This window comes from Frigoribacterium sp. CFBP 13729 (assembly GCF_014841875.1).
GTDB lineage: Bacteria > Actinomycetota > Actinomycetes > Actinomycetales > Microbacteriaceae > Frigoribacterium.
On record NZ_JACYUR010000001.1, the window covers coordinates 300,180 to 313,346 of the forward strand.

The following is a 13,167-nucleotide window of genomic DNA, read 5'->3' on the forward strand; positions in this document are numbered from 1 at the left end:
GACCCGGCCACGCCGCCGGCCGCAGCCGGCCCCGCCGGGCCGGCCCGCGCCTCCTCGGTGCCTGTCACCCCGGCGCCTGCGCCCTCGGCCACCGCCGGCGACGCCCTCGAGGCCGCCGTCGAGGTCCTGGCCGGCCGTCGCGTCGCCGTGCTGACCGGCGCGGGCATCAGCACCGACTCCGGCATCCCCGACTACCGGGGGGCCGGGGCGCCCCCGCGCAACCCCATGACCTTCCAGCAGTTCCTCTCGAGCGAGCGGTACCGCAAGCGCTACTGGGCGGGGAGCCACGTCGGCTGGAAGACGTTCCGGGCGTCCGCACCGAACGGCGGGCACCGGGCCCTCGCCGAGCTCGAGCGCGCCGGGGTCGTCAACGGCGTCGTCACCCAGAACGTCGACGCGCTGCACGAGCGTGCGGGGTCGCGGCGCGTGGTCGACCTGCACGGCACCGTCGACCGCGTGCTCTGCCTCACCTGCGGCCAGTCGTTCGCCCGCGACACCGTCGCCGCCCGCCTCGCCGGCGACAACCCCTGGATCGACGAGCCCGAGAGCGTCCGCCTCGCCCCGGACGGCGACGTCGAGGTCGACGACATCGACGCCTTCGTCGTCCCCGCGTGCACCGTCTGCGGCGGCATGCTGAAGCCGGACGTCGTGTTCTTCGGCGAGTTCGTGCCCGTCGAGCGCTTCGCCGAGGCCCGGTCGCTCGTCGTCGGCGCCGAGGCGCTGCTGGTCGTGGGGTCGTCGCTCGTCGTCAACTCCGGCATCCGGCTGCTCGACCAGGCCACGCGCCGCAGGCTCCCCGTCGTGATCGTCAACCGTGGCGAGACCAAGGGCGACTCGCGGGCTGCCGTCAAGATCGACGCCGGGACGACCGAGACCCTGACAGCCCTGGCCGAGCGCCTCGTGCCGGCGACCGCCCCTGCCCCGGAGTCACGATGACCCTGCTCTACCTCGTCCGCCACGGCGAGACCGACTGGAACCGCGCCCGCCGCATCCAGGGCGCGACCGACATCCCGCTGAACGACCTCGGCCGTGCCCAGGCCGCCGAGGCGGGAGACCTGCTCGCCCGCCGGTCGTTCGACCGGGTCGTCGCGAGTCCCCTGTCGCGCGCCGCCGAGACCGGCTCGATCATCGCCGCCCGGCTCGGGCTGCCCGCGCCGGAGCTCGTCCCGGCCGTCGCCGAGCGGCGCTACGGCGACGCCGAGGGCCTGACCGGCAGCGAGGTCGAACGGCGCTTCCCCGCCGGCACGCCCGTCCCGGGTCGCGAGGGCCGTCGTGAGCTCCTGGCCCGGGTGCTGCCGGCCCTGGTCGAGATCGCCCGCTCGACCGGCGACGTCGACGGGGGCGGTGCCGGCCGGGTCGTCGTCGCGACGCACGGCGCCGTCATCCGCGCCGTGGTGACGCACATCGCGGGCGACGACGTCCTGCACCTCGGGACGCCCATCCGCAACGGCTCGATCCACTCGTTCGAGCTGCTCGACGGCGCCCTGGTGCTCCGCGAGTTCGACGACCCGATCGAGGTCGAGTCCGAGCGCGCGGGCACCTTCGCCTTCGACTGGCAGAACGCGCTCGAGCGCCCCGCCGCCGACTAGCCGCGGAGGCTGCGCCTGCCCCGGCGGCGGGGAGAACGGCCGGTCGCCCGCAGCAGCTCGAGCAGCACCTCCGCCGAGGCCGCCCAGCTGAAGCGGGCCGCCTGCTGCACCGACGCGGCCGACCGTGCCGCCCACTCCCCCTCGAGCCGGCGCACCGCCGCCGCGATCGACGAGGGCGACTCCGGGTCGAAGTACAGGGCCGCGTCGCCGCCGATCTCGCGGAAGATGGGGATGTCGCTGACGACGGCCGGTGTGCCGAGGGCCATGCCCTCGACGAGCGGGATGCCGAAGCCCTCCGCCCGGCTCGCCGTGACCACGGCGGTGGCGCCCAGCAGCACGTCGCGGTACTCCTCGTCGCTCGCGCCGTCGTGGAACACCAGCGAGCCCGCAGGAGCGAGGGCCGTCAAGGAGGCGCGCTCCAGCTCCGACACGCGGCTCATCAGGTGCAGCCGGTGCCCGTCGAGCAGGGGCAGCGCCCTGGCGAGCGCGGCCACGTTCTTGTACGGCATGAACGACCCCATGTAGACGAGGTCGCGGTGCACCGGGACCGTGCGGGGCCGTGCGTCGTCGACCGGGTCGGCCGCGTTCGAGACGACGGTGACGGGTCGCCGGGTGAGGCGGTGACGGGTCATCTCGTCCCGGGTCGTCCGGCTGACGGTGACGACCGCGTCGGCCCGGTCGAGGAGCAGCCGCTGCGGCCACCAGGCGAGGTGGTAGAGCCGCCAGAGCAGGCGCAGCGGCAGGGCGAACTCGGGCGGCGGCGTCCGGTTCGTGTAGTAGATGAGGTCGTGCAGGGTCAGCACGAGCCGGTGACGGCGCCCCCACGAGCCCATCGTCTGCATGGGCGACCACACGACGTCGGGGCGGGCCGCCGCGACCTGCAGCGCGACGAGGGGCTCGCGCGGGCTCGTCGGGTCGCTGACGAGCAGGTGCGGCAGGTCGGGCAGCTTGTCGAGCTGGCCTAGGTCGGAGACGACCATCGTCAGCTCGATCCCGTCGTCGTCGTGGGTGAGCTCGGCGAGGGCGCCGACGACACCGGCGGTGAACCGGCTGATGCCGTCGTGCCGCCCGGTGCGGACGTAGCGGCAGTCGACCGCGATCCTCACGCGACGAACCCCTGGATCGCGGCGGCCGCCTCCTGCGGCTTCTCGTAGTGGATCAGGTGGCCCACGCCGTCGATCACGGTGAGGCGCGCGTCGGGGAACAGCGCCCGCAGCTCGTGCTGGGCAGGCAGCGCCGTGATGTCGTCGCGGTCGGCCGCGATCAGCAGCGTCGGCACGGCGACGCGCGCCGCGTAGCTGCTGACGTCGCTCGACACGGAGGCGCGGAACGCGTCGAGCACGACGCGACGGTCCGCGAAGCGCGAGAAGTACGCGTCGTGCTGGTCGTGGATCCAGCGGCGCAGCGACTCGTCGTGCGTCTTGACCATCGCGAGGCTCGTGAACCGCGTGACGGCCGCGTTCTGCAGCGCCGACAGCCCCGCGGCCTCGGGGAGGGCCGCACCGGCCCAGTAGTAGAAGACGGCGAGGCGGGTGACGACGCCGCGCGGACCGGACAGTGCCGGCGCGGCGATCGGGTTGACGAGCACGAGCCGGGAGGCGCGGAGCCCGTCCGCGAGGGCGGCGGAGGTGACGATCGACCCGAACGAGTGCCCGAGCACCACGACCGACTCGTCCAGCCCGACGGCGGCCGCGAACGCGGTCAGCCAGGCGGCGTAGGCGGCGACGCTGTGCTCGCTCTCGAGCGGCGTCGACTCGCCGAAGCCCGGCAGGTCGGGCATGACCACCCGGACGCCCGTGAGGTGCGCGACGACCGGCTCGAGGCCGTGGTGGTCGCCGCGGAAGCCGTGCACCGCGAGCACGACCGGGCTGTCGTCGTCGGCGCCCGGCGTGTCGTAGGTCCACCACGCGGTGTCGCTGCCGGCGACACGGACGACGTCCTCGCGCACCGCGACGGACTCGAGGAGGCGCCGGTACGGCGACGGGACACGGGGCTCTCTGACGATCACGGGCCGAGTCTACGGAGGCGGTCCTGGCGGAACGCGCGCGCTCGGCCGTCGGCCGTCCTAGAGTTGGCCGGGTGAGCTTCACTGCCCCCATCCAGCAGCCCGGTCTGACCCTCGATCCCGCATGGCACCGACGTGCCGTGTTCTACGAGGTGATGGTCCGCTCGTTCGTCGACAGCAACGGCGACGGCGCCGGCGACCTCCAGGGGCTGCTCTCGCGGCTCGACTACCTGCAGTGGCTCGGGGTCGACGCCCTGTGGCTGCCGCCGTTCTTCCAGTCGCCCCTCCGCGACGGCGGCTACGACATCGCCGACTACAAGGCGATCCTGCCCGAGTTCGGCACGCTCGACGAGTTCCGCGACCTCGTGACGAAGTCGCACGAGCGCAACATGCGCATCGTCATCGACATGGTGCTCAACCACACGTCGGACCAGCACGAGTGGTTCCAGCAGTCCCGGGAGGACCCCGAGGGCCCCTACGGAGACTTCTACGTCTGGCGCGACACCGACGAGGAGTACTCCAACATCCGCGTCATCTTCGTCGACACGGAAGAGTCGAACTGGACCTTCGACCCGGTGCGCCGCCAGTTCTTCTTCCACCGCTTCTTCTCGCACCAGCCCGACCTCAACTTCGAGAACCCGGCCGTGCAGGAGGCCGTCTTCGACGTCGTCCGGCACTGGCTCGACCTGGGCGTCGACGGCCTGCGGCTCGACGCCATCCCCTACCTCTTCGAGACGGAGGAGGGCAACGGCGAGGGCGAGCCCGCCACCCACGAGTTCATCAAGCGCCTCCGTCGCATGGTCGACGACGAGTTCCCCGGCCGCGTGCTCATCGCCGAGGCGAACCAGTGGCCGGCCGAGACGGCCGCCTTCTTCGGCACCGAGGACGAGCCCGAGTGCCACATGGCCTTCGACTTCCCCGTCATGCCCCGCATCTTCTACTCGCTGCGGGCGCAGAACGGCTCCGAGCTGAAGCGCATCCTCTCCGAGACCACTGAGGTGCCGCCGGGCGCCGCGTGGGCCGTCTTCCTCCGCAACCACGACGAGCTGACGCTCGAGATGGTGAGCGAGGAGTACCGCCAGGCGATGTACGGCTGGTACGCCTACGACCCGCGGATGCGCTCGAACATCGGCATCCGCCGCCGCCTCGCTCCGCTGCTGGACAACTCGCGGGCCGAGCTCGAGCTCGTCCACGCCCTGCTGTTCGCGCTGCCCGGCAGCCCGTTCCTGTACTACGGCGACGAGATCGGCATGGGCGACAACATCTGGCTGCCCGACCGCGACTCGTCGCGCACGCCGATGCAGTGGACGCCCGACCGCAACGCCGGCTTCTCGACGGCCGACCCGGGCAAGCTGTTCCTGCCCGTCGTGCAGTCGCTCGTCTTCAACTACAACCTGGTCAACGTCGAGAGCCAGCTGGCCCAGTCGCGGTCGCTGCTGCACTGGGTGCGGAACGTCATCCACGTCCGCAAGGCGCACCCGGTGTTCGGGCTCGGCACGCTCGAGGTGGCCGAGACGGACCAGGAGTCGGTGCTCGCGTTCGTCCGGTCGTACGAGGGCGAGGGCACCCAGTTCGGCGCCTCCGCCGAGGACGTCCTCTGCGTGTTCTCGTTCGCGCACAACCCGTCCGCCGTCACGGTCACGGCGTCGCACCTGGCCGGCCGGACGCTCTTCGACCTCTTCGGCGGGGCGCAGTTCCCGTCGTTCGACGACGAGGGCAAGGTCACCATCACGCTCGGCACGCAGCAGTTCTTCTGGCTGCACGTCGGCGACGTGCCCGCCGCGCCGGCGCCTGCTGTCGGCGGCGCCTCGTAGGCTCAGAGGGTGAGCCAGACCGACCCTGCCGAGACCGTGCCGTCCACTCCCGTCCTCGACTCCCCCGCTGCGGCGGGTGACCTGCCGTCGGCGTGGTGGAAGGCTCTCGGCGTGTTCGACCTGGAGACGACGGGGATCGACGTCGAGACGGCCCGCATCGTCACGGCCCACGTCGGTCTCATCGACGCCACGGGCGCGACGGTCGCGCACGGAGAGTGGCTGGCCGACCCCGGCGTCGAGATCCCCGAGCAGGCCAGCGCCGTGCACGGCATCTCGACCGAGCGCGCGCGGGCCGAGGGTCGGCCCGCCGCCGAGGTCGTGGCCGAGATCGTCGCCGCGGTCAGGGCCGTCTTCGCCCGCGGCGTGCCCCTCGTCGTCTACAACGCCCCCTACGACCTGACCCTCCTCGACCGCGAGGCGCGTCGGCACGGCATCGAGCCCCTCGGCGAGGTCGGCGAGATCGGCTGCGTCGTCGACCCGCTCGTCATCGACAAGGCCGTCGACCGCTTCCGCAAGGGCAAGCGCACCCTCGAGGCCGCCGCCGGCGTCTACGGCGTGGTCCTCGACGACGCGCACGACGCCGGGGCGGACGCCGTGGCCGCGGGTCGGGTCGCCCAGGCCATGGCGAAGCGGTACCCCGACCAGCTCGACGTGGCGACCACCGACCTGCACGACCTGCAGGTCGGCTGGTGCTCGACCCAGGCGGCGTCGTTCCAGGAGTACATGCGCCGCAAGGACCCGACGTTCACGACGTCCGGCGAGTGGCCGCACCGCTCACTGCCCGCCTCCTGAGGCGGACGGCCTGCCCGCCGCCTCAGGCGTACGCGATCGACGCCTCCTCAGGCAGACGACCTGGCCGCCTCCTGAGGCGGACCCGCGCAGACGACGAGAGGCGGTCCACCGGGGTGGACCGCCTCTCGACGTGCATCAGGGTCGTGACCCTGAAGTGGTACTTACTTGCCGAAGTTCTTGTAGCGCGAGTTGAACTTCTCGACGCGACCGGCCGAGTCGAGGATGCGCTGCTTGCCCGTGTAGAACGGGTGCGACTCGGACGAGATCTCGACGTCGATGACCGGGTAGGTCTCCCCGTCGAGCTCGATGGTCTTGTCGCTCGTCGTCGTGGAGCGCGTGAGGAACGTGGCGCCCGATGCGAGGTCGCGGAAGACGATCTGCTTGTACTCGGGGTGGATGTCGGTCTTCATGAGAGTCCTAGGTCTAGCGGTGGATGGTGGTGTGAAGTTCGGGGAGGCGCTGCGCACGCATGCGCCGGACCAGCTGTCAACGATACCAGACGCGCGGCCCGGATCCGAGGAACGAACCGGCCGGCGGCGTGGACCCGTCAGCGCGCGGCGCGAGCCGTGTAGCGGCCGTCCTCCGAGGTGACCTCGAGCTCGACGCCGAAGGTCGCACCGAGGGTCTCGGCCGTCACGACCTCGTCCATCGGGCCGGCGGCCACGACGGAGCCGTGGTCGAGGAGGAGCGCGTGGGTGAAGCCGCGCGGGATCTCCTCGACGTGGTGGGTGACCATGACGATCGCCGGGGCGCCCTCGGACTGCGCGTAGCCGGAGAGCATCCGCAGCAGCTCCTCGCGGGCGCCGAGGTCGAGGCTCGCGGCCGGCTCGTCGAGCAGCAGGAGCTCGGGGTCGGTCATGACCGCCCGCGCGATCTGGACGCGCTTCTGCTCGCCGTCGCTCAGCTCGCCGAAGGTGCGCTCCGACAGGTGGTCGAGGCTCCACTCGTCGAGCACGCGGTGGGCACGGCGCACGTCGACGCCCTCGTACTCCTCGTTCCAGCGGCCGGTGACCGAGTAGGCGGCGGTGAGGACGACGTCGACGACCTTCTCCTTGGCCGGGATGCGACGGGCGATCGTCGTCGAGGCGAAGCCGATGCGCGGGCGGAGGTCGAAGAGGTCGACGGAGCCCAGGTCGCCGCCGAGCACCTCCGCGGTCCCGGAGCTCGGGTGGGTCTGTGCCGCCGCCACCTGGAGCAGGGAGGACTTGCCGGCGCCGTTCGGCCCCAGCACGATCCACCGCTCGTCCGAGTCGACGGTCCAGGTCAGCGAGTCGACGACGGGGACGCCGCCGCGGACGAGGGAGACATCGGTCAGCTGCAGGACGGTAGGCATGCTCGACAGCCTATCGACGCAGGGAGCCGTAGACCTGGAGGGTGCGGTCAGCGATCCGCGTCCAGGAGAACTCGCTCTCGGCGCGCATCCGGCCCGCCCGACCCATCAGCCGGGCGAGGGCCGGGTCGGAGACGACCTCGGTGAGGATGCGGGCGAGGTCGGCGACGAACTTGTCGGGGTCGAGCGGGGTCCCCGTCCCGTCCTGCGCCTGCTCGAGCGGGACGATGCGGCCGGTGAGGCCGTCGGCCACCACCTCGGGGATGCCGCCGGTGTCCGACCCGACCACGGGCACGCCACAGGCCATCGCCTCGAGGTTGACGATGCCGAGCGGCTCGTAGACGGACGGGCAGACGAAGGTCGTGGCGGCGCTGAGGACGGCGCTGAGCTGGTGACGGGGCAGGATCTTCTCGATCCAGACGACGCCGGTCCGCTCCTCCTGCAGCTCGCGGACCAGGCCGCTCACCTCGGCCATGATCTCGGGGGTGTCGGGTGCGCCGGCACAGAGCACCAGCTGGACGTCCGCGGGCAGCAGCTTGGCCGCGCGCAGCAGGTACGGCAGGCCCTTCTGACGGGTGATGCGCCCGACGAAGACGACCGAGGGGCGGTCGGGGTCGATGCCGAGCTCGCGTACCAGCTCGGCGTCGTCGACGCGCTGCCACGCCTCGAGGTCGATGCCGTTGTAGACGACGCTGACCTTCTGCTCGTCGATGCCGGGGTAGGAGCGCAGGATGTCGCGGCGCATCCCCTCGCTGACGGCGATCACGGCGTCGGCCGTCTCGTAGGCCTGGCGCTCGATCCAGCTCGAGACACGGTAGCCGCCGCCGAGCTGCTCGGCCTTCCAGGGGCGGAGCGGCTCGAGGCTGTGCGCCGTGAGGACGTGGGGCACGTCGTGCAGCATCTGGGCGAGCTGGCCCGCCGCGTTCGCGTACCAGGTGTGGCTGTGCACGATGTCGGCGCCCGCGACGTCCTGGGCGATGCGGACGTCGGTGCCGAGGGTGCGGAGCGCGCCGTTGACCTGGGCGAGCTCGGCCAGGTCCGGGTAGCCGGTCGTGTCGGGCTCGGGGTCGACGTCCCCGAAGGCCCGGACCTGCACCTCGATCGACTGCCTCAGCGCCTTCGCGAGCTCGACGACGTGGACGCCGGCGCCTCCGTAGACGTTCGGCGGATATTCCTTCGTGATGACATCGACTCGCACGAGCATCACCGTAGTCGTGCGCCGGAGAAACGTGCCATTCTGGCCCCATGGCATCAAAGAAGATCTTCGGCATCGTCCTGGCCGGGGGCGAGGGCAAGCGCCTCATGCCCCTGACCGCCGACCGGGCGAAGCCCGCCGTCCCGTTCGGCGGCAACTACCGCCTCATCGACTTCGCGCTCTCGAACCTCATCAACTCGGGCCTGCGCCAGATCGTCGTGCTGACGCAGTACAAGTCGCACAGCCTCGACCGCCACGTCTCGCAGACCTGGTCGATCGAGGGGCTGCTCGGCGCGTACGTCGCCTCCGTGCCCGCACAGCAGCGCCTCGGCAAGCGCTGGTTCGCCGGCAGCGCCGACGCGATCCTGCAGAGCCTCAACCTGCTCCGCGACGAGAAGCCCGACATCGTCGTCGTGGTCGGCGCGGACCACGTCTACCGGATGGACTTCGAGCAGATGGTGGAGGCGCACATCGCCTCGGGCGCCGGCGTCACCGTCGCGGCGATCCGCCAGCCGATCTCGCTGGCCGACCAGTTCGGCGTGATCGAGGTGGACCCCGACGACCCGACGCGCATCGGCCGGTTCCTGGAGAAGCCGAAGGACGCCACGGGACTGCCCGACTCCCCCGACGAGATCCTCGCCTCGATGGGCAACTACGTCTTCGACGCCGACGTGCTCATCGACGCGGTGCTCCGCGACGGCGAGAAGGCCGACTCGGACCACGACATGGGCGGCGACATCGTCCCCGACTTCGTGTCCCGCGGCGACGCTGCCGTCTACGACCTGAACCGCAACGAGGTGCCCGGCTCGACCGAGCGCGACCGCTACTACTGGCGGGACGTCGGCACCATCGACTCGTTCTACGACGCGCACCGCGACCTGATCTCGGCGTTGCCGATCTTCAACCTCTACAACACCGACTGGCCGATCTTCAGCCAGCAGCTCAACTCTCCCCCGGCCAAGTTCGTCCGCGACGGGCTGGGCAACCTCGGCACGACCATCGACTCGGTCGTCTCGCTCGGTTCGCTCCTGTCGGGTGCCCACGTCGAGCGCAGCGTCCTCGGCCCGTGGTGCACGCTCGACTCCGGCTCGCGCGTGGTCGACTCGATCGTCTTCGAGCGGGCCCACATCGGGCCGAACGCGACCGTGAACAGGGCCATCCTCGACAAGGACGTCGTCATCGCCGAGGGGGCCTCCGTCGGCGTCGACGCCGAGGCGGACCGCGCACGGGGCTTCACGGTCACGCCCTCGGGCATCACGGTCGTCGGGAAGGGCGTCCGCGTCGACCAGTAGCCCCGGTCCGGCCGCCGACGGCGCCGTCGCCTCGTCCACCTCGTGACGAACGGTGACGGCGCCGTCCGGTCGTCCGGCGGCCGGACACTAGGGTGATCGCGTGCCCCGCTTCCTGACCGTCCTCGACGTCGACTCCACGCTCATCGAGGACGAGGTCATCGAGCTCCTCGCCGACGCCGCCGGTGCGCGGGACGAGGTCGCCGCCATCACCGAGCGCGCGATGGCGGGCGAGCTCGACTTCGCCGAGAGCCTGCACGCGCGCGTCGCGACGCTGGCGGGGCTGCCGTCGACGGTGTTCGCCGACGCCGCGTCCCGGATCAGACTCACAGCCGGCGTGCCGGAGCTGGTCGCCGGCCTGCACGCCCACGGCAGCGTGATCGGCGTCGTCTCGGGCGGGTTCCACGAGGTGCTCGACCCGATCGCCGAGAGCTTGGGGCTCGACTTCTGGCGCGCCAACCGGCTCGAGGTCGTCGACGGCGCCCTGACCGGGCGGGTCGACGGTCCGGTCGTCGACGCCGCGGGCAAGGCCGCCGCCCTCCGCGAGTGGGCCGAGGAGGCGGGCGTCGCCCCTGCCCACACGGTCGCGGTCGGCGACGGGGCGAACGACCTGCTGATGATGGACGCCGCCGCGCTCTCGGTGGCGTTCAACGCCAAGCCGCGGGTGCGCGACCACGCCGACGTGGTCGTGACGCACTGCGACCTGTCGCAGGTCCTGCCGCTGCTCGGCCTCCGCGGCTGAGCCGGGCGCAGTCCTGGCCTGGTGGTGCGTCGCTCGGCGACGTCGCGGTGCGGCGGTGCGGCTGAGGCCCTAGTGGCCCATGCCGAGGCCGCCGTCGACCGGGACGACCGCACCGGAGATGTACCCGGCGTCGTCGCTCGCGAGCCACGCGATCGCCTTGGCGACCTCCGAGGCCGTGCCGAAGCGTGCCGCGGGGATGCTCTTCTTGTAGTCGGCCTGCTGCTCGTCGGGCAGGACGGCCGTCATGTCGGTCTCGACGAACCCCGGGGCGACGACGTTGGCGGTGATGCCCCGGGCGCCTACCTCCCTCGTCAGCGACCGCGCGAAGCCCACCAGGGCCGCCTTCGACGCCGAGTAGTTCGCCTGGCCGGCGCCGCCGAGCAGTCCGACGACGCTCGAGACGAGCACGATGCGGCCGAACCGGGCCTTGAGCATGCCCTTGGAGGCGCGCTTGACGACGCGGAAGGCCCCGCCGAGGTTCGTGTCCACGACCGAGGTGAAGTCCTCCTCGGTCATGCGCATGAGCAGGCCGTCCTTCGTGATGCCGGCGTTCGCGACGACGACCTCGACCGGGCCGAGCTCGGCCTCGACCGCGGTGAAGGCGGCGTCGACGCTCGCGGCGTCGGTCACGTCGGCCACGACCGTGAGGCTGCCCTCGGGGCCCTGGCCGCTGCGTGCGGTGACGGCGACGCGGTGGCCCTGGGCCACGAACTCCTTGGCGATCGCGAAGCCGATCCCTCGGTTGCCGCCGGTGACGAGGACGGTGCGGGGGGTGGTCATGATGGTGCTCCTCGGTGTGGGCGTCAGGGGTGCTCGGGTCCGTGGACCGCGTGCCAGCCTACTGTCGGACGCCGGGATTACGATCTAGTCAGCCGCCGACCCTCGGCGTCCCGAGCCCGTGAGGCCATGAAGACATCCACCCCGATCACCACGCTGCCCCCGTCGCCTGCCGACGACCGTCACGCCCGCATGCGCCGGTACCTGTTGGCCACGGGCATCCGCATCGTCTGCATCATCTTCTGCTTCGTCATCCCCCTCAGCTGGTGGACGCTCATCCCCGTCTTCGGCGCCGTGGTGATCCCGTACGTGGCCGTCGTCCTCGCCAACGTGGGCCACGAGAGCGGCCAGGACGTCGAGCGGCCCGGCGGACTCGAGGTCTACCGCGGGCCTCAGGAGCCGTGGACTCCCCCGGCACCCCACGACCCCGACGACGACCCTGTCGTCGGCTCCGACGGGGTGCCCCGGTGATGCTCGGCCTCGGGCAGCAGGGCCCCGGTGACGTGCAGTGCTCCAGGGCAGGGTGCACCGCAGCCGCCGTGCACGCGGTCAACTGGCGCAACCCCAAGATCCACGGCCTCGAGCGCGTCAAGGTCTGGTCGGCCTGCGACGAGCACGTCGGCTACCTCGCCGAGTTCCTCCGGGCCCGCGACTTCCCGGTCGTCCTGACGCCTGCGGGCGAGACGGTCGACCGGGTCGAGCAGGAGGCGCGTTGAGCGCCCCGCAGGCGTCGGGGGCTCGCCCGACCACTGCCTCCAAGTGGCTGGGCTACCTCGCCGTCGTGGTGGTCTTCGCCATCGTCTGCGGCCTCCTCGCCCACTGGCAGTGGAGCCGTCACGAAGAGAAGATGGCGGTCGTCCACCAGCTCGAGCAGCGGTACGACGCCGCTCCGATCCCCCTGCAGGAGGCGGTTCCCGAGCTGGGCTCGTACGATCCCGCCCTCGAGTGGCAGCCCGTCTCGATGACCGGACGCTACCTCGTCGACGAGGAGCTGCTCGTCCGCAACCGGCCCCTGAACGGCCAGCCCGGCTTCGACGTGCTCGTGCCGTTCCAGGTCAGCGGCGGCGACGTCTTCGTGATCGACCGCGGCTGGGTCCCCACCGGCAACGACCAGGACGCCCCCGACGTCGTGCCCGCCCCGCCGGCCGGCGAGGTCACCGTGACCGCACGGCTCAAGCCGGGCGAGCCCGCGCTGGGCGACCGGACCGGCGTCCCCGGCACGAACCAGATCGCCACGATCCAGCTCAGCGAGGTGCAGAAGCGGGTCGACGGCCAGATCTACGACGCGAGCTACGGTCTCCTCGCCACCGAGGACCCGGCGCCCGCGACCGCTCCCGTGAAGGCCAGCGCGCCGGAGATCGACACAGGCCTCAACCTGTCGTACTTCGTGCAGTGGATCATGTTCGCGGTCGGCGCCTTCGGGTTCCTCTTCTACGTGTTCCGGCAAGAGCGACGCAACAAGCTGCTCGACGCCGCCGACGACGAGACCCCGGAGGAGGCAGCCGAGCGCGAGCGACGACGTGCGTCGCGTCCCCGCGCGGATCACGAAGAAGAGGACGAACTCCTCGACGCCGCCGGGCGCTGAGGTCGTCATCGCCCGGCGGCGTCGGCGCGGACGCCGGCCGACGACGCCG

15 protein-coding genes are annotated in these 13,167 nt (G+C 71.9%); 9 read left to right on the plus strand and 6 right to left on the minus strand.

Annotated features, from left to right (window positions below; genetic code table 11):
• Window positions 1-57 precede the first annotated feature (57 nt).
• Complete coding sequence (locus tag IFT77_RS01325) at window positions 58-936, plus strand: NAD-dependent protein deacetylase (protein ID WP_192042300.1); 879 nt, start codon at window positions 58-60, stop codon at window positions 934-936.
• The gene (locus IFT77_RS01330; RefSeq protein WP_192169045.1) at window positions 933-1,589 is read left to right on the plus strand and encodes a histidine phosphatase family protein; all 657 of its coding nucleotides are present in this window, start codon (window positions 933-935) and stop codon (window positions 1,587-1,589) included. The genes IFT77_RS01325 and IFT77_RS01330 overlap by 4 nt, the downstream gene beginning before the upstream one ends.
• Here IFT77_RS01330 and IFT77_RS01335 read toward each other — a convergent pair.
• Together IFT77_RS01335 and IFT77_RS01340 are read right to left on the minus strand one after the other, a co-directional pair.
• The gene (locus IFT77_RS01335) at window positions 1,586-2,695 is read right to left on the minus strand and encodes a glycosyltransferase (RefSeq protein ID WP_192169046.1); all 1,110 of its coding nucleotides are present in this window, start codon (window positions 2,693-2,695) and stop codon (window positions 1,586-1,588) included. The two genes, IFT77_RS01330 and IFT77_RS01335, sit on opposite strands and share 4 nt — an antisense overlap.
• Window positions 2,692-3,597: an alpha/beta fold hydrolase gene (locus IFT77_RS01340; protein WP_371740869.1), complete on the minus strand. Its 906-nt coding sequence runs from the start codon at window positions 3,595-3,597 to the stop codon at window positions 2,692-2,694. The genes IFT77_RS01335 and IFT77_RS01340 overlap by 4 nt, the downstream gene beginning before the upstream one ends.
• A 71-nt stretch (window positions 3,598-3,668) precedes the next feature.
• Here IFT77_RS01340 and treS point away from each other — a divergent pair, with 71 nt between their 5' ends.
• Together treS and IFT77_RS01350 are read left to right on the plus strand one after the other, a co-directional pair.
• On the plus strand, window positions 3,669-5,408 hold the full coding sequence (gene treS / locus IFT77_RS01345) for a maltose alpha-D-glucosyltransferase (protein ID WP_192169047.1): 1,740 nt from the start codon (window positions 3,669-3,671) through the stop codon (window positions 5,406-5,408).
• Between the two features lie 81 nt (window positions 5,409-5,489).
• Entirely contained in the window at window positions 5,490-6,200 is a 711-nt protein-coding gene (locus IFT77_RS01350; protein WP_197980452.1) for a 3'-5' exonuclease, read from the plus strand.
• A 161-nt stretch (window positions 6,201-6,361) separates the two neighbouring features.
• Here IFT77_RS01350 and IFT77_RS01355 read toward each other — a convergent pair whose 3' ends face one another.
• The 3 genes from IFT77_RS01355 to glgA form a co-directional block, all read right to left on the minus strand.
• Entirely contained in the window at window positions 6,362-6,610 is a 249-nt protein-coding gene (locus IFT77_RS01355) for a type B 50S ribosomal protein L31 (RefSeq protein ID WP_043594989.1), read from the minus strand.
• A 137-nt stretch (window positions 6,611-6,747) separates the two neighbouring features.
• Entirely contained in the window at window positions 6,748-7,533 is a 786-nt protein-coding gene (locus tag IFT77_RS01360; RefSeq protein WP_192041655.1) for an ABC transporter ATP-binding protein, read from the minus strand.
• Window positions 7,534-7,543: 10 nt separating this feature from the next.
• Window positions 7,544-8,728: a glycogen synthase gene (glgA, locus tag IFT77_RS01365; protein ID WP_192169048.1), complete on the minus strand. Its 1,185-nt coding sequence runs from the start codon at window positions 8,726-8,728 to the stop codon at window positions 7,544-7,546.
• Window positions 8,729-8,775: 47 nt separating this feature from the next.
• Here glgA and IFT77_RS01370 point away from each other — a divergent pair, with 47 nt between their 5' ends.
• Both IFT77_RS01370 and serB read left to right on the plus strand, forming a co-directional pair.
• Window positions 8,776-10,017, plus strand: a complete 1,242-nt coding sequence (locus IFT77_RS01370; RefSeq protein WP_146900896.1) for a glucose-1-phosphate adenylyltransferase — start codon at window positions 8,776-8,778, stop codon at window positions 10,015-10,017.
• Between the two features lie 100 nt (window positions 10,018-10,117).
• Window positions 10,118-10,756, plus strand: coding sequence for a phosphoserine phosphatase SerB (gene serB / locus IFT77_RS01375; RefSeq protein ID WP_192041657.1), 639 nt, complete (start codon window positions 10,118-10,120; stop codon window positions 10,754-10,756).
• A gap of 69 nt (window positions 10,757-10,825) precedes the next feature.
• On the opposite strand, the gene fabG is transcribed toward serB, so the two are convergent.
• Window positions 10,826-11,536 carry a 3-oxoacyl-ACP reductase FabG gene (gene fabG, locus IFT77_RS01380; protein ID WP_192169049.1) on the minus strand — a complete coding sequence of 237 codons (711 nt, stop codon included), beginning with the start codon at window positions 11,534-11,536 and terminating at the stop codon, window positions 10,826-10,828.
• Window positions 11,537-11,662: 126 nt separating this feature from the next.
• Here fabG and IFT77_RS01385 point away from each other — a divergent pair, with 126 nt between their 5' ends.
• The 3 genes from IFT77_RS01385 to IFT77_RS01395 are packed head-to-tail and all read left to right on the plus strand — an operon-like array spanning window position 11,663 to window position 13,118.
• Window positions 11,663-12,004: a DUF3099 domain-containing protein gene (locus IFT77_RS01385; RefSeq protein ID WP_192041659.1), complete on the plus strand. Its 342-nt coding sequence runs from the start codon at window positions 11,663-11,665 to the stop codon at window positions 12,002-12,004.
• Entirely contained in the window at window positions 12,004-12,249 is a 246-nt protein-coding gene (locus IFT77_RS01390; protein ID WP_192042303.1) for a hypothetical protein, read from the plus strand. Before IFT77_RS01385 ends, IFT77_RS01390 begins: the two co-directional genes overlap by 1 nt.
• Window positions 12,246-13,118, plus strand: coding sequence for an SURF1 family protein (locus IFT77_RS01395; protein WP_192169050.1), 873 nt, complete (start codon window positions 12,246-12,248; stop codon window positions 13,116-13,118). The genes IFT77_RS01390 and IFT77_RS01395 overlap by 4 nt, the downstream gene beginning before the upstream one ends.
• Window positions 13,119-13,167 lie beyond the last annotated feature (49 nt).

Excerpts from the sequence above, each read along its gene's own strand:
- IFT77_RS01385 (WP_192041659.1), top strand. The coding sequence starts at position 11,663 with ATGAAGACATCCACCCCGATCACCACGCTGCCCCCGTCGCCTGCCGAC.
- fabG (WP_192169049.1), bottom strand. The coding sequence starts at position 11,536 with ATGACCACCCCCCGCACCGTCCTCGTCACCGGCGGCAACCGAGGGATC.
- IFT77_RS01355 (WP_043594989.1), bottom strand. The coding sequence starts at position 6,610 with ATGAAGACCGACATCCACCCCGAGTACAAGCAGATCGTCTTCCGCGAC.
- IFT77_RS01390 (WP_192042303.1), top strand. The coding sequence starts at position 12,004 with ATGCTCGGCCTCGGGCAGCAGGGCCCCGGTGACGTGCAGTGCTCCAGG.
- IFT77_RS01330 (WP_192169045.1), top strand. The coding sequence starts at position 933 with ATGACCCTGCTCTACCTCGTCCGCCACGGCGAGACCGACTGGAACCGC.
- IFT77_RS01360 (WP_192041655.1), bottom strand. The coding sequence starts at position 7,533 with ATGCCTACCGTCCTGCAGCTGACCGATGTCTCCCTCGTCCGCGGCGGC.
- IFT77_RS01370 (WP_146900896.1), top strand. The coding sequence starts at position 8,776 with ATGGCATCAAAGAAGATCTTCGGCATCGTCCTGGCCGGGGGCGAGGGC.